General features: G+C 74.2%; 13 protein-coding genes. 2 read left to right on the forward strand and 11 right to left on the reverse strand.

Going from position 1 to position 17664, the window contains the following annotated elements:
* Positions 1-4 precede the first annotated feature (4 nt).
* The 5 genes from ABTY15_RS35240 to proB all read right to left on the reverse strand — a co-directional run bounded on the left by ABTY15_RS35240 (position 5) and on the right by proB (position 5101).
* Positions 5-1066: an SCO2583 family membrane protein gene (locus ABTY15_RS35240; protein WP_350604938.1), complete on the reverse strand. Its 1062-nt coding sequence runs from the start codon at positions 1064-1066 to the stop codon at positions 5-7.
* Positions 1067-1200: 134 nt separating this feature from the next.
* Positions 1201-1785 (reverse strand): SCO2584 family spore wall biosynthesis protein, encoded by a 585-nt coding sequence (locus tag ABTY15_RS35245; RefSeq protein WP_350604940.1) that lies wholly within the window; start codon positions 1783-1785, stop codon positions 1201-1203.
* Between the two features lie 112 nt (positions 1786-1897).
* Positions 1898-3220, reverse strand: coding sequence for a glutamate-5-semialdehyde dehydrogenase (locus ABTY15_RS35250; RefSeq protein WP_350604942.1), 1323 nt, complete (start codon positions 3218-3220; stop codon positions 1898-1900).
* 58 nt (positions 3221-3278) lie between these two features.
* Positions 3279-3803 (reverse strand): DUF8830 family protein, encoded by a 525-nt coding sequence (locus ABTY15_RS35255; RefSeq protein ID WP_350604943.1) that lies wholly within the window; start codon positions 3801-3803, stop codon positions 3279-3281.
* A 161-nt stretch (positions 3804-3964) separates the two neighbouring features.
* Complete coding sequence (gene proB, locus ABTY15_RS35260; RefSeq protein WP_350604946.1) at positions 3965-5101, reverse strand: glutamate 5-kinase; 1137 nt, start codon at positions 5099-5101, stop codon at positions 3965-3967.
* Between the two features lie 309 nt (positions 5102-5410).
* Between proB and ABTY15_RS35265 the strand changes: the two genes are divergently transcribed.
* Positions 5411-6244: a hypothetical protein gene (locus ABTY15_RS35265; protein WP_350604947.1), complete on the forward strand. Its 834-nt coding sequence runs from the start codon at positions 5411-5413 to the stop codon at positions 6242-6244.
* A 76-nt stretch (positions 6245-6320) separates the two neighbouring features.
* Here the strand turns inward: ABTY15_RS35265 and obgE are convergent, their stop codons facing one another.
* The 6 genes from obgE to ABTY15_RS35295 all read right to left on the reverse strand — a co-directional run bounded on the left by obgE (position 6321) and on the right by ABTY15_RS35295 (position 15672).
* Positions 6321-7802 carry a GTPase ObgE gene (gene obgE / locus ABTY15_RS35270; protein ID WP_350604949.1) on the reverse strand — a complete coding sequence of 494 codons (1482 nt, stop codon included), beginning with the start codon at positions 7800-7802 and terminating at the stop codon, positions 6321-6323.
* Between the two features lie 101 nt (positions 7803-7903).
* Entirely contained in the window at positions 7904-8161 is a 258-nt protein-coding gene (rpmA, locus tag ABTY15_RS35275; RefSeq protein ID WP_030058248.1) for a 50S ribosomal protein L27, read from the reverse strand.
* A 14-nt stretch (positions 8162-8175) separates the two neighbouring features.
* Positions 8176-8493 (reverse strand): 50S ribosomal protein L21, encoded by a 318-nt coding sequence (rplU, locus tag ABTY15_RS35280; RefSeq protein ID WP_188307842.1) that lies wholly within the window; start codon positions 8491-8493, stop codon positions 8176-8178.
* A gap of 224 nt (positions 8494-8717) precedes the next feature.
* Positions 8718-12317: an Rne/Rng family ribonuclease gene (locus ABTY15_RS35285; protein ID WP_350604954.1), complete on the reverse strand. Its 3600-nt coding sequence runs from the start codon at positions 12315-12317 to the stop codon at positions 8718-8720.
* 431 nt (positions 12318-12748) lie between these two features.
* Entirely contained in the window at positions 12749-13510 is a 762-nt protein-coding gene (locus ABTY15_RS35290; RefSeq protein ID WP_350604955.1) for a TIGR03936 family radical SAM-associated protein, read from the reverse strand.
* A gap of 233 nt (positions 13511-13743) precedes the next feature.
* Positions 13744-15672: a TIGR03960 family B12-binding radical SAM protein gene (locus ABTY15_RS35295; RefSeq protein ID WP_350604957.1), complete on the reverse strand. Its 1929-nt coding sequence runs from the start codon at positions 15670-15672 to the stop codon at positions 13744-13746.
* 529 nt (positions 15673-16201) lie between these two features.
* Between ABTY15_RS35295 and ABTY15_RS35300 the strand changes: the two genes are divergently transcribed.
* Positions 16202-17494 (forward strand): M14 family zinc carboxypeptidase, encoded by a 1293-nt coding sequence (locus tag ABTY15_RS35300; protein WP_350604960.1) that lies wholly within the window; start codon positions 16202-16204, stop codon positions 17492-17494.
* Positions 17495-17664 lie beyond the last annotated feature (170 nt).

Genomic DNA, 17664 nt, shown 5'->3' on the forward strand with positions numbered 1-17664 from the left:
CACCTCAGCTGCCCGCCAGCACCCCGCACACCTGCCACGCCGGGTGCGCGTGGTTGCCCGGGTCGACCGGCGGCGGCGTCGGGACCGGGCTGCCCTGCGGGCCGGCCAGCACCGGTTGCAGGAACCCGGCCATCGAGGTGGTGCACGGCACCGGGCCCGCCTGCAACACCGAGTCGACCAGCCGCAGCTGCGCCGAGGCGAGGTCGACCCGGTCGAACTCGAAGGTCAGCTGCCGCCGCACCGTCTCCAGCGTCACCGGCGCCCCGCCCGCGGCCCCGGCCGGCTTCAGCGCGTAGACGAAGGTGTGGTCGGTGGTGATCTGCAGCGTGCCGCCGTCCGCCTCGTCGATCCGCATCGCACCGGTGACCTTCACGGTGTCGGCGGCCAGCGCGACCTGCGCCGGGTCGAAGCGGACCAGCCAGCCGGTCAGTGCGTGGTGCCGGTCGTCGACGGGCTGGCTGACGCTCGTGTCGAACTGGGCCTGCTCACCGGGGGTGACGAAGGCCTTCACGTCCGCGGTGGCGCCCTGCAACAGGGCGGCCGGTGCCAGCGAGGAGGCGACCAGGTAGCGCTGGACGGTGTCGAGCGCCTTGGTGACCTCGACCCGGCTGAAGTGCTCGGTGGCGGCCCCGGTCGGGGTGCCCAGCCCGACCGCGCCGTCGCTGTACCCCGGGGGCAGCGCGGCGAACGGGTTCGACGGGTCGGCGACCGGTTTGACCGCCGAGGCGGGGGCCAACGCGACCAGGCTGACGGTCAGTTGACTGCCTTCGGGTCGGGCCGAGATCCGGTTCGGTGAGCTGACGCCGAAGTACACGGCGGCCCCGAAGGCGAGCAGGATGAGCAGCAGCAGCGCGAGCGCCTGCCGGGGCACGGTACCGAGCGGCCCGAGCCGCACCCGGGGACGGGTGGCCTTGCCGAAGGAGCCCGCCAGCCGTTCCCGGGCCGACAGTTCCTGGATCCGGGCAGCCCGCACGAAGGATTCGTCGAAGACGACGGACCGGTACTCGTCCTCGTTGCCGGAGCCACCGTCGGGCGTACCCTCCGGAGGCTCTCGCGGGTCACCCATGACACCAGGGTAAGGCGGATCCTCGCCCCTCCACGAGGGCCCTCACACAGATTCCCGGGAACGCTCCGTGACCGCCCGCCCCGGCGCGCGTCGAACCGGCGCGCGTCGAACCCGCGCGCACCGCCCGCACGGGCTCACCCGGCGGGCGCGGTGACCACCAGCGACGGCTCGGCCGGCGCGGGCGTCGGGTCGACCCCGGCGCTGCTGCTGCCGGACTGCGGACGCCGGGGCGCGCCGGAGCCGCCGCCCACGCCCTGGGAGATCGCGGCGACCGCGACCGCCACCAGGCTCACGCCCATGATCACGGCGAGCACCCAGGCCACCGGCCGGTGCCAGCGCTGCTGGGCCACGTAGCGGCCACGCCCGCGCACCGGGTCGTAGCCGCGCCGACCCCTGCGCCGGCCCTGGCGGCCGGTCGCCCGGCCCGGGCCTGACCAGGGGTCAGGGTAGTGGTGGTCCTCGTCGAGTCCGCTCGGGTACGGGCGCAGCTCCAGCGGCAGCCCGTCTCCGGCCGGGACGTCATAGCCCCAGCCCGGACCCGCGGTGTCCGGCTCGAACCTGGCCTCGGCGGCGGCGAGCTGCCGCTCCTTGGCCGTCGGCTCGTGCACGGCGGCGGACCGGACGAAGGCCTCATCGAAGACCACGGTGGCGAACTCGTCGTCCGCACCACCGTGGTCGGCGCCGTCGGGGTACGGCAAGCCCCCCACATCCTCAGCCACGGATTCAGCGTATTACCGGGCGGGCGATTTGTCTGTGGCTCCTCGCAGTTGGTCCGTCACACGTGTGACGCGGGCCCCCGCGGCCCCGGGCGCCCGGGCGGGCCGGCCGGGCTCAGCCGGCGTCGGCGGCCCCGCCCACGGTCTGCGTCGCCTCGCCCCGGACGTGCCCGTCACCAGTGACGATGTACTTGGTGCTGGTCAGCTCGGGCAGGCCCATCGGGCCGCGGGCGTGCAGCTTCTGGGTGGAGATGCCGATCTCCGCGCCGAAACCGAACTCACCGCCGTCGGTGAAGCGGGTGGACGCGTTGACGGCCACCGTGGTCGAGTCGACCAGCTGGGTGAAGCGGCGCGCGGCGGCCTGCGAGGTGGTGACGATGGCCTCGGTGTGGCCGGAGGACCAGCGGCGGATGTGCGCGACGGCGGCGTCCAGCGAGGGCACCACGGCGGCCGCCAGGTCGTAGGAGAGGTACTCGGCACCCCAGTCCTCGTCGGTGGCCGGCAGCACGGTGGCGGCGGTGCCCTCGGCGGCCTTGAGCACCGCGTCGTCGCCGTGCACGGTGACCCCGGCCTCGGCGAGGGCGGCCAGCGCGAGCGGAAGGAAGGCGTCCGCGACGTCCTGGTGGACGAGCAGGGTCTCGGCCGCGTTGCAGACGCTGACCCGCTGGGCCTTGGAGTTCAGCAGGATGCCGACGGCCATCGCCAGGTCGGTCTGCGCGTCCACGTAGACGTGGCAGTTGCCGGTGCCGGTCTCGATCACCGGCACGGTGGAGCCCTCGACCACGGTGCGGATCAGCGAGGCGCCGCCGCGCGGGATCAGCACGTCGACCAGGCCGCGGGCGCGCATCAGCTCCTGGACGGAGTCGCGGCTCTCGCCGGGGACGAGCTGGATGACGTCGGCGGGCAGTCCGGCCGCGGCGACCGCGTCCCGCAGGACGGCGATCAGCGCGGTGTTGGAGCGGTAGGCCGAGGCCGAGCCGCGCAGCAGGACGGCGTTGCCGGACTTGAGGCAGAGCGCGGCGGCGTCCACCGTGACGTTCGGCCGGGCCTCGTAGATGATGCCGACCACGCCGAGCGGCACCCGCACCTGGCGCACGTCCAGGCCGTTGGGCAGGGTGTAGCCGCGGAGCACCTCGCCGACCGGGTCGGGCAGGCCGGCCACGTCGCGCACGTCGGCGGCGATCGCGGCGATCCGCTCCTGGTCGAGGCTGAGCCGGTCGATCACCGACTCGGCGGTCCCGGCCGCGCGGGCCCGGGCCACGTCCTCGGCGTTGGCGGCGGTGATCTCGGCGGCGCGCGCGACCAGGGCGTCCGCGATCGCCAGCAGCGCGGCGTCCTTCGCCCGGCGCGGCAGCGGGGCGAGTGCGGCGGCGGCCTCCCGGGCTCGGCGCGCTACGGCGAGGACGGGGCTGTCGGCGGTGGCGAGGTCACTGGTCATGCGCCAAGGGTAGCGACTGCACCGGGCCCGCCGAGCTGCCGTTTCGGCATCCGAACGGTCAGTACGGGTGCACCCCGCCCAGGTGCGGCGGCGGGTCGCCGAAGCCCTCCGCGACCCGCTTGTGGTACGTCGCCCGGTCGACCACCTCCAGCCCGACGATCTCCCACGGCGGCAGCTGCGCGGTGACCTTGTGCTCACCCCACAGCCGCAGCGCGATCGCCGCCGCGTCGTGCAGGTCCCGGGCCTGTTCCCAGTACCGGATCTCGGCGTGGTCGGCGGCGTAGCGGGCGGTCAGGAAGAACGAGTGGTCGTGCGCGAGGCGCTCCAGTGACGCGCGGAGCGAGGACAGCGGGGTGACCTGCCCGGCGACGCTCAGCACCACGTGCCAGAGCCGGGCCTGTTCCGGCACGGTCGGCGGCTCCCCCTCGTCCCGCCGCTGCGGCCGCAGTCTGCGCACCCCGCCGGGCCCTTGCGGCGGCGGACCGGCCGGCTCGGCGGGGCCGTCCCCGCGTCCGCCGTCGATGCTGGTCAGCCGTCGGCCCGCCGTTCCTGCGGCCGACGCCGACTGGCGCCTGCGTTCCACCGGCGGCCTCCTGTTCGGCGATGTCGTGTCGTCCCCCACCGGCCGGGCCGGCCCTCGGCCGACCGGTACGGCTGCGCCCCTCCTCGCCCGCGACCGGGCCGCTCCCCCTGCGGAGCGGCCCGCGGCGCGCGCCGACGACCGGCCGCCGGCCCGCGCGGCGGTCAGCCGCGCAGGACGACCAGGTCGTCGCGGTGGACGACCTCCCGCTCGTACGCGGCGCCGAGCTCCTGGGCCAGGTCGCGGGTGGACCGGCCGAGCAGACGGGGCAACTCCCTCGCATCAAAGTTGACCAGTCCGCGAGCCACGATGTGGCCGTTTTCGGCAAGAAGGTCCACCGGATCACCCGCGGCGAACTCCCCGTCGACCTTGACGACCCCGGCCGGCAGCAGCGAGGCGCCGCCGGAGACGACCGCCTCGACGGCCCCGGCGTCCAGGTGCAGTGCGCCGCGCGGGCTGCTGGCGTGGGCCAGCCAGAGCATCCGGTCGGAGGTGCGGCTGCCGGTGCGCAGGAACAGCGTGCCGGTGGGCCGGCCGGCCAGCGCGTCGGCGGCCTGGCTGGCGGCGGTGAGCACGACCGGGATGCCCGCGCCGGTGGCGATCCGGGCGGCCTCGACCTTGGTGACCATGCCGCCGGTGCCGACGCCGGCCTTGCCCGCGCTGCCGATCTCGATGCCGTCGAGGTCGTGCGGGCCGCTCACCTGCGCGATCCGGCTGGTGCCGGGCCGGGACGGGTCGCCGTCGTAGAGGCCGTCGACGTCGGAGAGCAGCACCAGCAGGTCGGCCCGGACCAGGTGGGCGACCAGCGCGGCGAGCCGGTCGTTGTCACCGAACTTGATTTCGGCGGTGGCGACGGTGTCGTTCTCGTTGACGATCGGCATCGCGCCCATCGCCAGCAGCTGGTCGAGGGTGCGGTAGGCGTTGCGGTAGTGGGCGCGCCGGCTGGCGTCCTCGGCGGTGAGCAGCACCTGGCCGACCCGGATGCCGTACCGGGCGAAGGAGGCGGTGTAGCGGGCGACCAGCAGGCCCTGGCCGACGCTGGCGGCGGCCTGCTGGCGGGCGAGGTCCTTGGGGCGATGGTCGAGGCCGAGCGGGGCGAGGCCGGCCGCGATGGCGCCGGAGGAGACCAGGACGACCTCGGGCGCGTCCGGGCGGCTGCGCACCTTGGCGAGCGCGTCCACCAGGGCGTCGACCCGGTCGGCGTCCAGGCCGCCGGCCGCCGTGGTGAGGGAGGAGGAGCCGACCTTGACGACGATCCGCCGGGCGGTCAGCACCTCCTGCCGCAGTGAGTCCTGGCTCATCTCGCTGTACGCCCTTCCGGTGTGGTGCGGTCGCGGCGGGCCCGGGCCCGGCCGTCACCCCCGAAATCTACGCGATCCGTACAGGTCGCCCGCAGCGTGTTTCACCGGCTGGACCCGGCCTGGTCACGGGCCTGCCACAGACCGTCCGCCAATCCGGATGGCTGGTATGGTCCCTGACCTAAAGCCAGATCGGGGGACGGCTTCTTGCCCGCTGGACCCATTCGTCTTCGACACTTCCTGTCATCGGGCGGCGCCGCACTGGGCAGGCCGGCAACGGTTCGCGGCCGCGCGCCCTGGAGAAAGCGCATCATGCGTAGCTACACCACGAAGCTGACCGTCGCCGCCCTGGCGGCGGCCACCGCCCTGTCGCTCGCGGCCTGCGGCCCGGACAACTCGGACACCAACGCCGGCGCCTCGGGCGGTTCGACCGGCGCCGCGACCGGCGCGGCCACGGGTGCCGCCACGGCCGGTGCCACCGGCGGCGCCGGTACGGCTGGCACGGCGGGTGGCGCGGCCACCGGCGGGGCGGCCACCGGCGGCGGCGCGGCCGGCGGTTCGACCGCGGCCCCGACCGGCGCGGCCACGGGTGCCGCCACGGCCGGTGCCACCGGCGGCGCCGGTACGGCCGGCACGGCGGGTGGCGCGGCCACCGGCGGGGCGGCCACCGGCGGCAAGGGCCTGCCGCAGGCCGGCACCGCGGTGAAGTTCGGCCAGCCGGCCACCGTGGACTTCGCCGACAAGACCTTCAACGCCGCCGCCAAGCTGGAGATCAACGTCACCGGCGTCGTGCCGGGCTCGATCAAGGACCTCCAGGACGCCAAGGCCAGCACCGCGGGCCTGGAAGGCCGTTCGCTGTTCTACGTCAGCTGGACGATGAAGAACCTCACCGACGCCAAGCTGACCTTCGCCGCCCCGAACTCCAAGTTCAAGGTCTACGGCGCCGACGGTAACATCGCCATGTTCGCCAACTCGGCCGGCAGCCCCGTTGCCAAGTGCAACACCCCGAGCTTCTCGGGTGCCACCAAGGGCGTCGAGTTCAAGGGCTGTGACATCGTCAGCATGCCGGCCGGCGCCACCCCGGTGATGGTCGGCTACGGCGACGCGACCGACATCAGCAAGGTCCAGGCCGCCTGGACGAAGTGACGTTCCGCCGGGCCTTAACGGGACGAACGGCCCCCGCCACCTCGACAGGTGGCGGGGGCCGTTCGCGTGCTCGGGATCAGTAGTCCTCGTCGTCGCCCTCGTCGATGGCGGCCTGGCGGCCACTGGAGAGCGCCTCGAAGGCGAGGTACTCGGCCTCGGCCGCGTCCCGGCCCTTCTGCCTCTCACGGCGCCGGTCGACCGCCGGACGCTGGCTCTCCAGACGGTGGTCCTCGCCGCGGCGGCCGAGCATCTCGGCACCGGCGGCCATGGTCGGCTCCCAGTCGAAGACGACGGCGTTCTCCTCGGGGCCGATGATGACGGTGTCGCCCTCCTGCGCCCCGACCTTCCACAGCTGGTCCTCGACGCCGAGGCGGGCCAGCCGGTCGGCGAGGTAGCCGACGGCCTCGTCGTTGGCGAAGTCGGTCTGGCGGACCCAGCGCTCCGGCTTCACGCCGCGGATGCGGTAGGCGCCGTCCTCCTCGGTGATGGTGAAGCCGGCGTCGTCGACGGCCGCGGGCCGCAGCACGATCCGGGTCGACTCCTGGACCGGCTTGGCGGCCCGCGCCTCGGCGACGATCTGCGCCAGCGCGAAGCTCAGCTCGCGCAGGCCCTTGCGGGAGGCGGCGGAGACCTCGAACACCCGGTAGCCGTGCTCCTCCAGCGAGGCCCGGGTGAGGTCGGCGATGTCCTGGCCGTCCGGCACGTCCACCTTGTTCAGCGCGACCAGCCGGGGGCGGTCCTCCAGACCGCCGTACTCGGCGAGTTCGGCCTCGATGGTCTCCAGGTCGCTCAGCGGGTCGCGGCCGGGCTCCAGGGTGGCGCAGTCCAGCACGTGCACCAGCACCGAGCAGCGCTCGACGTGCCGCAGGAACTCCAGGCCCAGGCCGCGGCCCTGGCTGGCGCCCGGGATCAGGCCGGGCACGTCGGCGATGGTGTAGACGGTGTCACCGGCGGTGACCACACCGAGGTTGGGGATCAGGGTGGTGAACGGGTAGTCCGCGATCTTCGGCTTGGCGGCGGAGAGCACCGAGATCAGCGAGGACTTGCCGGCGCTCGGGTAGCCGACCAGGGCCACGTCGGCGACGGACTTGAGCTCCATGACGATGTCCCGGGCGTCGCCGGGCTCGCCGAGCAGCGCGAAGCCGGGCGCCTTGCGGCGGGCCGAGGCCAGCGCCGCGTTGCCGAGACCGCCGCGACCGCCCTGGGCGGCGACGAAGCTGGTGCCGTGCCCGACCAGGTCGGCCAGCACGTTGCCCTGGCGGTCCAGCACCACGGTGCCGTCCGGCACCAGCAGGACGAGGTCGTCGCCGTCCGCGCCGGTTCGGTGGCCGCCCGCGCCGGGCTTGCCGTTGGTGGCCTTGCGCTTGGGCGAGTGGTGGTACTCCAGCAGGGTGGTGACCTGGGAGTCCACGGTGAGGATGACGCTGCCGCCTTCCCCGCCGTTGCCGCCGTCCGGGCCGCCGAGCGGCTTGAACTTCTCGCGGTGCACGGAGGCGCAGCCGTGGCCCCCGTTACCCGCGGCGACGTGAAGCTCGACGCGGTCCACGAAGGTGGTCATGGGTGTGCCTCCAGTGCCGATGAGTCTGCGTTGCTGTCTGTAAAGCATGAAGGGTGGACCGGAACATTCCGGCCCACCCTTCATTGTGAGTCTGGTGTGACTCAGGCCTCGACGGCCACGATGTTGACGACCTTGCGGCCGCGACGGTTGCCGAACTGCACCGCACCGGCGGTCAGCGCGAACAGGGTGTCGTCGCCACCACGGCCGACGCCCGCACCCGGGTGGAAGTGGGTGCCACGCTGGCGGACGAGGATCTCGCCGGCGGAAACGACCTGGCCGCCGAAGCGCTTCACGCCGAGGCGCTGGGCGTTCGAGTCACGGCCGTTACGGGTAGAGCTTGCGCCCTTCTTGTGTGCCATTTTCGGCTATCCCCTTACTTGCTGACCGAGTCGATGCTGGTGATGCGCACCGCGGTGTGCTTCTGACGGTGACCCTGGCGACGGCGGTAGCCGGTCTTGTTCTTGTAACGCAGGATGACGATCTTGTCACCCTTGGTCTGGTCGACCACCTCGGCGTGAGCCTTCACGCCGGCGAGGACCCACGGGTCGGAGGTGACGGCCTCGCCGTCGACGACCAGGATGGTCGAGAGCTCGACCGAGTCACCCGGCTTGGCCTCGATACGGTCGATCTCCAGCACGTCGCCCACGGCGACCTTGTGCTGGCGGCCGCCTGCGCGAACGATCGCGTACATGCGGTACCTGCTTTCCTTGCTCGGTCGGAACTCCCGACGCCAGCCACCTGGGTACGGACACAGGAGCCTCTCCCCGACGCCGCACGGAGGCGGATCCGGGAAGGTGATGTGCTCGGGAGCGTGGCGTACAGACGCCAAGGGTCAAGAATACGGACCGGCCGCCGGGGGGGCAAACCGGCCCGTACGGCCCGGGGCGGGTACGGGACCCGCCCCGGGCGTGGGCACTACTCCGCCGCCGTATCACCTTCGGCGGCCGCGGCCTTCTTGGCCGCCGCGCTCGTCCGCTTGGTGGCGGTCTTGCGGGCGGTGGTCTTCTTGGCCGCCGTCGTCGTCTTCTTGGCGGCGGTCTTCTTGGCGGCGGTCTTGCGGGCGGCCCGCTTCTTCGGCGCCGGGGCTTCCTCGGCGGCCTCCGCGGCTTCCACGGCGGGCTCCTCGGTCGCGGCGGTCTCGACGACCTCCGGGGCCTCGACGGCCTCGGCGGTCTCCACCGCCACCGGCTCGGCCGGCGCCTCGACCACGGTCTCCGCCACGGCCTCGGTCACGGTCTCGACAGCGGCCTCCGCCGCCGTCTCCTCCACGGTCTCCGCCACGGCCTCCGCGGCCGGGACGGCGGCCTTCAGGGCCGCCTCCAGCGCCGCGTCGGCCCGCGCCTGAAGCACCACGATCTCGGCCTCGCCCGGCGCGCCGGCCGGAGCCGTCGCCTTGCGCACCGCGCGGCGGCGGGTGCGGCCCGCCGGCGCCGCCGGGGCGGCGGCCGGGATCTCGACCAGGCTCGGCTGCGCGGCCGGCGCCTCCTCGACGACCTCGGCGGCCGGTGCCTCGGCACCCGGGACCTCCAGGGCCAGCTGGCCCTCGATCTCCTCGCGCACCGGCTCGGCCGGCGCCTCGACGACGGCCTCGGCGGCCAGCGCCTCGACGGCCTGCGGCTCCTCGTGGGCCGCCCCGCCCTTGCCGCGGCGACGGCGCTTGCCGCCGCCCGCGGCCGCCTCGCCGACCTGCGCGGCCGGGGCGTGGACGTGGGCGCTCGGCTGCTCCATGTGCACGATCACGCCGCGCCCGTTGCAGTGCACGCACGGCTCGGAGAAGGACTCCAGCAGACCCTGGCCGACCCGCTTGCGGGTCATCTGGACCAGGCCCAGCGAGGTGACCTCGGCCACCTGGTGCTTGGTCCGGTCCCGGCCCAGGCACTCCAGCAGGCGGCGCAGCACCAGGTCCCGGTTGGACTCCAGCACCATGTCGATGAAGTCGATCACGATGATGCCGCCGAGGTCGCGCAGCCGCAGCTGGCGCACGATCTCCTCGGCCGCCTCGATGTTGTTCCGGGTGACCGTCTCCTCCAGGTTGCCGCCCTGGCCGACGAACTTCCCGGTGTTGACGTCGATGACGACCATCGCCTCGGTGCGGTCGATCACCAGCGAACCGCCGCTGGGCAGCCAGACCTTGCGGTCCAGCGCCTTCATCAGCTGCTCGTCGATCCGGTAGGTGGCGAACACGTCCACCTCGGAGGTCCACCGCTGGAGCCGCTCGGCGAGGTCCGGGGCCACGTTGGAGACGTACTCGTGGATGGTGTTCCACGCGTCGTCGCCGGAGACGATGACCTTGGTGAAGTCCTCGTTGAAGATGTCGCGGACGACCCGGACGGTCATGTCCGGCTCGCCGTACAGCAGCGCCGGGGCATTGCCGGTCGCGGCCTTCTTCTGGATGTCCTCCCACTGCTGCTGGAGCCGCTGGACGTCGCGGGTCAGCTCCTCCTCGGAGGCGCCCTCGGCGGCGGTGCGCACGATCACGCCCGCGTCGTCCGGGACGATCTTCTTGAGGATCTGCTTCAGCCGGGCACGCTCGTTCTCGGGCAGCTTGCGCGAGATGCCGGTCATCGAGCCCTCGGGCACGTACACCAGGTAGCGGCCGGGCAGCGAGATCTGGCTGGTCAGGCGGGCGCCCTTGTGGCCGATCGGGTCCTTGGAGACCTGCACCAGCACGGACTGGCCGGACTTCAGCACCGACTCGATCCGGCGCGGGCCGCCGTGGCCGCCCAGCGCGCCGAAGTTGACCTCACCGGCGTACAGCACCGCGTTGCGGCCCTTGCCGATGTCGACGAAGGCTGCCTCCATCGACGGCAGCACGTTCTGGACCTTGCCCAGGTAGACGTTGCCGACGTACGAGGTGGCCTGCTCCTTGTTGACGTAGTGCTCGACCAGCACGCCGTCCTCGAGGACGCCGATCTGGGTCCGCTGGCCGTTCTGGCGCACCACCATGACGCGCTCGACCGACTCCCGGCGGGCCAGGAACTCGGCCTCGGTGATGATCGGCACCCGGCGGCGGCCCAGCTCGCGGCCCTCGCGGCGGCGCTGCTTCTTCGCCTCCAGACGGGTCGAGCCCTTGATGGACTGCACCTCGTCCGGGTCGAAGGACGGCTCGGTGGAGCGGCGGCGCGGCTCGCGCACCTTCACCACCGTGCGGACGCCGTCCTCGGTGGTCTCGGCGGTCTCGACCGCGCCGGCCTCACCGCTGCGGCGGCGACGGCGACGACGGCGGCGGGACGAGGACAGGCCGGCGGCCAGGTCGTCGTCCTCCTCGTCCTCCTCCTCGACGGCCCCGGCCGGCTCCTCGGCGGCGGGCCGCTCGGCCTCGACGGCCTCGGTCTCGAACTCCTCGGCCTCACCACGGCGACGGCGACGACCGCCCCGGCGGCGACGGCGCGACGGACGGCCGTCCTCCTCCCACTCGCCCTCGGTCTCCGGACCGGCAGCGGGGGCCTCCACGGCGGGCGCCACGACGGCGGGCACCTCGGCCGGCGCCGCGGCGACGGCCTTCTCGACGACCGGCTTCTCCGCGACCGGCTTCTCGGCCGCCCGCTTCTCGGCGGCCGACTTGCGGCGGCCCGGCTCGACCCGGGTACGGACCCGGCGACGGCGGCCGACACCGCTGTACTCGTACTCCTCGTCCTCGCGCTCGGCGGCCGGGGCCTCGACCGGCGCCGGCTCGGCGACGGGCTGCTGCGGCGCGGCGGGGGCGACGAAGGGGGCCGGCTCCTGGAACACCGGCGCCTGGAAGATCGCGGTGGACGGACGCACCGCACGACGGCGCGCCCGCGGCGCGGGCTCGGCCTCGACGACCGGGGCGGGCGCGACGACCTCGGCCGCGGCCTCCTCGGCGGGCTCCTCCTCGACGGCGGGCTCCTCCTCGGCCACCGGCTCCTCGACGACCGGCTCCTCGACGACCGGCGCGGCCTCGACCACGCGACGACGGCGGGTGCGGCGGGCCGGAGCGGCCGGAGCCTCCTCGGCCACCGGCTCGGCGGCCGGCGCCTCGACGACCGGTGCCTCGGCAGGCGCCGCCACCGGCTCCTCGGCCGCGACCGGCGCCCCGGCGGGGGCCTCGGCCCGCTTCCGGGTCCGCCGCGCCCGAACCGGCTTCTCGGCCTTCTCGGTCTTCTCGGCGGCCTCGACCGTCTCGGTGGCCTCGACCGGCGCCTCGGCCACGGTCTCCGCCTCGGCGGCGGCCGGCCCGGTGACCACGATCGAGGTCGCCTCCGGCGCCCCGGCCGGGGCCTCGGCCCGCTTCCGGGTCCGGCGGGCCCGGACCGGCTTCTCCGGCGCCGGCTCGGCGGCCGGAGCCGACGCCACCGGGGCCTCGGCGGCGGGCGCCTCGGCCGGGATGACCGTCTCGGCCGCCTCGGCGGCCGCCCCCTGCGGGGTGCCCGCCGGGCGGGACACCGCACGGCGACGGCGGCGCGGCGGCGCGGCGGACGCGCCGTCGCCTCCGGTCCCGGCGGTTTCGTTCTGTTCCGTCGCAGACTGCTGCGGATCGGTGTTATCGAGCATGCGGGTGGATCTCCCGTCAGGCCCCCGGGCTCCACATCCGGGCACGGCGGGACACCGGTGGCCGACCGGCACCGCTAACGGTGCTCGGGCCGGACCCTCTCACGGTGCCGCCGCGCGGACGCGAGGCCGCACAGGGGCTCGTAGTCTCGCTCGGCGCCCCACGCTCTGCGGGGTGTCGAAAGTCTTCTGGTCTGACCAGTCTTCTGAGGTTTTCCCAAGCTGCGCCGTCCCCCAACCCCGGGTGGCTCCCGGACGGGGTCCCGGGCCCACCGACCGTCCTGGTCGGCGGGCCGCAAGTGGCCGGCCTGTGCTGCGACGACGCTCGCTCCCCTGGGGAGCCGCGGGAACCCTGGAGGGCCGTCGGGCCCAGTGAGGCACTGGACCCGGCCTCCGCCCCTAGGCGGACGCGGCCCCGCGCACCCCGGCGGCCGTCAGCCGGCCGGGGCCGCGGCGCGGTCGAGCGCCAGCGGGTCGGTCACCGTGCCGGTCCCCTCGTCGAGCGGCCCCTGCGCCAGCCTGGTCACCTCTGCGGGGACCGGCGGCGCCAGGTCGGCCGTCGCACGGAGACCGGACAATACGTCGTCGGGTCGTACGGCGGGTGTGGCGTGTCGTACTACCAGGCGCAGTATCGCACAGGGACGGCCGGTCCGAACATCGTGGTCCGCTCCGGCTTCCGTGTCCGTACCGCCGTCGACCTGCGGCGGGACGATCGAGAGCGCCGCCACCGCGCCGCGCGCGTCGAAGACCCGCACACCGTTCTTGGTCGTGCGCTTGACCTCGACCTGCTCCGCGGCGAGGAACAGCCCGACCGCGCGGGCCGCCTCCTCCGGCTCGACGCCGTCCAGCCGGACCAGCCACTCGGAGGCCTCCAGGCGCTCCACGAAGTTCGGCGTCCGGACCTCGACCGCGTCGATCACGTCCAGCCCGTTCGGCAGCGACTCGTCCAGCTGCGCCCGCAGCTCCTCCGGGTCACGGAAGGCGGCGAGGCCGATCTCCAGGTACTCCGCCTCACTCGCCACCCCGGTCGGAGCGGCGTTGGCGTAGGAAACCTTCGGGTGCGGGGTGAAGCCTGCCGAATAGGCCATCGGCACGGCGGACCGGCGCAGGGCGCGTTCGAATGCGCGCTGGAAGTCGCGGTGGCTGGTGAAGCGGAGCCGGCCGCGCTTGGTGTAGCGGAGACGGATCCGCTGCACCGTCGGCGCGGGCGGCGGACCGTCGGGCGTACGGCGTGCCAGGGTCGCTCAGTCCTTAGTCAGTTGTCCCCGTCCGGCGCGGCGACTCCCGCCACGGCCCGGACTCTGTCACCTCAAAGGGTACGCGCCCCGCCACCCCCCTCGCTCCGCCCCTGGTCAGCCCCACCCCGCCACCCCCCGGCCGGAACCCTCCAGCCGGGGGCCACCACCCGTGAAACCCCCACCCGGGTGCGCTACTTGTTCACCACCGTCAACGGCAGCAGCTTCTTGCCCGTGGGGCCGATCTGGATCTGGGTGTCCATCTGAGGACACACGCCACAATCGAAGCACGGCGTCCAGCGGCAGTCGTCGACCTCGACCTCCTCCAGGGCGTCCTGCCAGTCCTCCCAGAGCCAGTCCTTGTCGAGGCCGCTGTCCAGGTGGTCCCAGGGCAGCACCTCCTCGTAGGTGCGCTCGCGGGTGGTGTACCAGTCGACGTCGACGCCGGTGCCGGCGAGGCCCTTGTCGGCGCAGGCCATCCAGCGGTCGTAGGAGAAGTGCTCGCGCCAGCCGTCGAAGCGGCCGCCGTCCTCGTAGACCGCGCGGATGACGGCGCCGACCCGGCGGTCGCCGCGGGAGAGCAGGCCCTCGATGATGCCGGGCTTGCCGTCGTGGTAGCGGTAGCCGATGTTCTTGCCGTACTTGCGGTCGCCCCGGATCGAGTCGCGCAGCTTGGCCAGCCGCTCGTCGGTGGCCTCGGCGGACAGCTGCGGGGCCCACTGGAACGGGGTGTGCGGCTTGGGCACGAACCCGCCGATGGAGACGGTGCAGCGGATGTCGTTCTGGCCGGTGACCTCGCGGCCCTTCTGGATGACGTTCTTCGCCATCTCGCCGATCTGGAGCACGTCCTCGTCGGTCTCGGTCGGCAGGCCGCACATGAAGTACAGCTTCACCTGGCGCCAGCCGTTGCCGTAGGCGGTGGCGACGGTGCGGATCAGGTCCTCCTCCGACACCATCTTGTTGATCACCTTGCGCATGCGCTCGCTGCCGCCCTCGGGAGCGAAGGTGAGACCGGAGCGGCGGCCGTTGCGGCTCAGCTCGTTGGCGAGGTCGATGTTGAACGCGTCGACGCGGGTGGACGGCAGCGACAGGCCGATCTTGTCCTCGCTGTAGCGGTCCGCGAGGCCCTTGGCGATGTCGCCGATCTCGGTGTGGTCGGCGCTGGACAGCGACAGCAGGCCGACCTCCTCGAAGCCGGTCGCCTTCAGCCCGCGCTCGACCATCTCGCCGATGCCGGTGATGCTTCGCTCTCGCACGGGGCGCGTGATCATGCCGGCCTGGCAGAAGCGGCAGCCGCGGGTGCAGCCGCGGAAGATCTCCACGGACATCCGCTCGTGCACGGTCTCGGCGAGCGGGACCAGCGGCTGCTTCGGGTACGGCCACTCGTCGAGGTCCATCACGGTGTGCTTGGACACCCGCCACGGCACGCCCGGGGCGTTCGGCACGACGCGGCCGATCCGGCCGTCGGCCAGGTACTCGACGTCGTAGAACTTCGGCACGTACACGCCGCCGGTGCGGGCCAGGCGCAGCAGCAGCTCGTCGCGCCCGCCCGGGCGGCCCTCGGCCTTCCAGGCGCGGATGATCTCGGTGATGTCGAGCACGGCCTGCTCGCCGTCGCCGACCACCGCGCAGTCGAGGAAGTCCGCGATCGGCTCGGGGTTGAACGCGGCGTGCCCGCCGGCCAGGACGATCGGGTCCTCGTCGGTGCGGTCCTTGGCCTCCAGCGGGATGCCGGCCAGGTCGAGCGCGGTCAGCATGTTGGTGTAGCCGAGCTCGGTGGAGAACGAGAGGCCGAACACGTCGAAGGCCTTCACCGGGCGGTGCGCGTCCACGGTGAACTGCGGGACGCCGTGCTCCCGCATCAGCGCCTCCAGGTCCGGCCAGACGCTGTAGGTGCGCTCGGCCAGCACGCCCTCGCGCTCGTTGAGCACCTCGTACAGGATCATGACGCCCTGGTTGGGCAGGCCGACCTCGTAGGCGTCGGGGTACATCAGCGCCCAGCGGACGTCGCAGGCGTCCCAGTCCTTGACGGTCGAGTTGAGCTCGCCGCCGACGTACTGGATCGGCTTCTGGACGTGCGGGAGGAGGGCCTCCAGGCGTGGGAAGACCGATTCGACAGTCATGTAACTAGGAACCCTTACGACGTGATCCGGTGCCGCGCTCATCGGCAGGCGACGGCGGGGAGGGGTGACCCTCAAGGGTAGCCCAATCCGGGGAACGACCCCCGAGCCCGATCACAGCCGAGCGCCCACCCCGAACCGCTCACCCCGGCCCCGCGCGCCCCCGCACGACCCGCCACCCCGGCCCCGCGCCGGCCCCGCGCCGGCCCGCCCCCGGCCCCGCCCGGCACGCGCGGGACGCGCCGACCACCCCGCGCCGACCGCCGTTGACACGCCCGGACCGCGCGTGCGGTACTGACAGGGCTCCACCGGCAGGCCCTGGGCCCCTTCCGGACAACGGAGTTGGGCCGTACGCTCAGCCAGCGCCGACTCCCCCGGCCAGCCCGCGCCGGCTCCCCCCGGCGACCCGTCCCCGGCCCCGGCCCCCCGCGGCCCCGTCCCGGCCCCCTGGGGCCCGTCCGGCCCCGACCGCGTCCGGCGGCGCGCACGTACGCGTCCCGGCGGCCCGGCGACCGGGCGCGCAAGGAGAACCATGACCGACACCGGCCGGCGGGTCCACCCCTCCCGGCCCCTCGACTCCCGGCCGGCCCGCTACCCCACCCTGGCCCAGGCCGAGGCGACGGCCCGCCGGCTCGCCCTGCGCCACCCGGACCGCTGCCGGCTGCGCGAGGTGGGCCGTTCCCGGGCCGGGCGCCCGCTGCTGCTGCTCTCCGTCGACCGGGGCCCACGCGCGGTGCTGGCCGTCGGCGGCCCGCACCCCAACGAACCGGTCGGGACGGCCGGGGCCCTGCGGCTGGCCGAGCTGCTGCTGGAGCGACCCGCCCGGCCGGGCCTGTCCTGGCACCTGCTGCTCTGCCTGGACCCGGACGGCGCCGCGCTCAACGCCGGCTGGCTGGACGGCCCGCTCACCATGCGCCGGCACTACGAGCACTTCTTCCGCCCGGCCTTCGAGGAGCAGCCCGAGCTGCTGCCCGCCGCCGACTCCGGCCGCCGCCCGATGCCGGAGAGCCTGGCGCTGACCGGACTGATCGACGAGCTGCGCCCCTTCCTCCAGTGCTCGCTGCACGGGGTGGACTTCGGCGGCGCCTTCGTCCAGCTGACCGGCCCGGTCGACGGCCTGTCGGAGCGCTTCGCCCGGTCGGCGGAGCGGGCGGGCATCCCGCTCGACATCGACTCCTACGACGCGATCGGCTGGGCCAGCCCCGCCCCCGGCACCTATCTGATGCCGACGCCCGGCAGCACCGGCGGCTCCCGGGCCCTGCCGGACGAACCCGAGCTGTCCACCTGGTCCTACGCGGCCAGGTACGGCGCGGTGACGGCCGTCCTGGAGGTCCCGATGTGGGCGGTCGACGCGGTCGGCGACGCCCGCCCGCACCCGGACGCGCGGCAGGCGATCGACGCCGCGGCCGGCGCCCTCAAGGACCGCGCCGAGGAGCTCACCGCGCTGCTGGCGCACGTCCCGGCGCACGCCCGGGAGGCCTCGGGGGCGCTGGTGCGCACCGCCGAGTTCAACCTGGCGGTCGGCCCGCAGGTGGCGGACGAGTGGCTGCGGGACTGGCGCGCCCAGCCGCTCACGGTCTCCCGGGTGACCACCGCCGCGCTGGTCGCGGCCCGGTTGCCGCTGCGGGTGGCCTCGATCCTGCTGCGGCTGCTGGCGGACGGCCGGGGCCCGGGCGCGGAGGCGGCCCGGGAGCGGGCCCGCGGCGTCGTCACCGGGAGCCTGGACCAGCTGCGCCACCGCTTCGGTGCCCGCTGGGTGCCGGTCCAGGAGCAGCTGGCGCACCAGACCCGGGCGGTGCTCACCGCCGCCGACTGCCTGCTCTGAGCCCGCCCCCCGAGCTGCTCCGATCCCACTCCCGAGCTCCGCCCCCGCAACGCACAGCGGCGCCAAGTGGCTTGTACCGCAAGCTCCGGGTGGGCGGTGAACATCCGGTCGTAGAACCGCGGGGTGATGTCTCCGATGGCGGCGCCCACGACGGGCAGGGTGGCTTCGAC

It is taken from the genome of Kitasatospora sp. NPDC097643 (assembly GCF_040302625.1).
In the GTDB taxonomy this organism is placed as follows: domain Bacteria; phylum Actinomycetota; class Actinomycetes; order Streptomycetales; family Streptomycetaceae; genus Kitasatospora.

Excerpts from the sequence above, each read along its gene's own strand:
- ABTY15_RS35300 (WP_350604960.1), top strand. The coding sequence starts at position 16,202 with ATGACCGACACCGGCCGGCGGGTCCACCCCTCCCGGCCCCTCGACTCC.
- ABTY15_RS35295 (WP_350604957.1), bottom strand. The coding sequence starts at position 15,672 with ATGACTGTCGAATCGGTCTTCCCACGCCTGGAGGCCCTCCTCCCGCAC.
- rpmA (WP_030058248.1), bottom strand. The coding sequence starts at position 8,161 with ATGGCACACAAGAAGGGCGCAAGCTCTACCCGTAACGGCCGTGACTCG.
- obgE (WP_350604949.1), bottom strand. The coding sequence starts at position 7,802 with ATGACCACCTTCGTGGACCGCGTCGAGCTTCACGTCGCCGCGGGTAAC.
- ABTY15_RS35250 (WP_350604942.1), bottom strand. The coding sequence starts at position 3,220 with ATGACCAGTGACCTCGCCACCGCCGACAGCCCCGTCCTCGCCGTAGCG.
- proB (WP_350604946.1), bottom strand. The coding sequence starts at position 5,101 with ATGAGCCAGGACTCACTGCGGCAGGAGGTGCTGACCGCCCGGCGGATC.
- ABTY15_RS35285 (WP_350604954.1), bottom strand. The coding sequence starts at position 12,317 with ATGCTCGATAACACCGATCCGCAGCAGTCTGCGACGGAACAGAACGAA.
- rplU (WP_188307842.1), bottom strand. The coding sequence starts at position 8,493 with ATGTACGCGATCGTTCGCGCAGGCGGCCGCCAGCACAAGGTCGCCGTG.
- ABTY15_RS35240 (WP_350604938.1), bottom strand. The coding sequence starts at position 1,066 with ATGGGTGACCCGCGAGAGCCTCCGGAGGGTACGCCCGACGGTGGCTCC.
- ABTY15_RS35265 (WP_350604947.1), top strand. The coding sequence starts at position 5,411 with ATGCGTAGCTACACCACGAAGCTGACCGTCGCCGCCCTGGCGGCGGCC.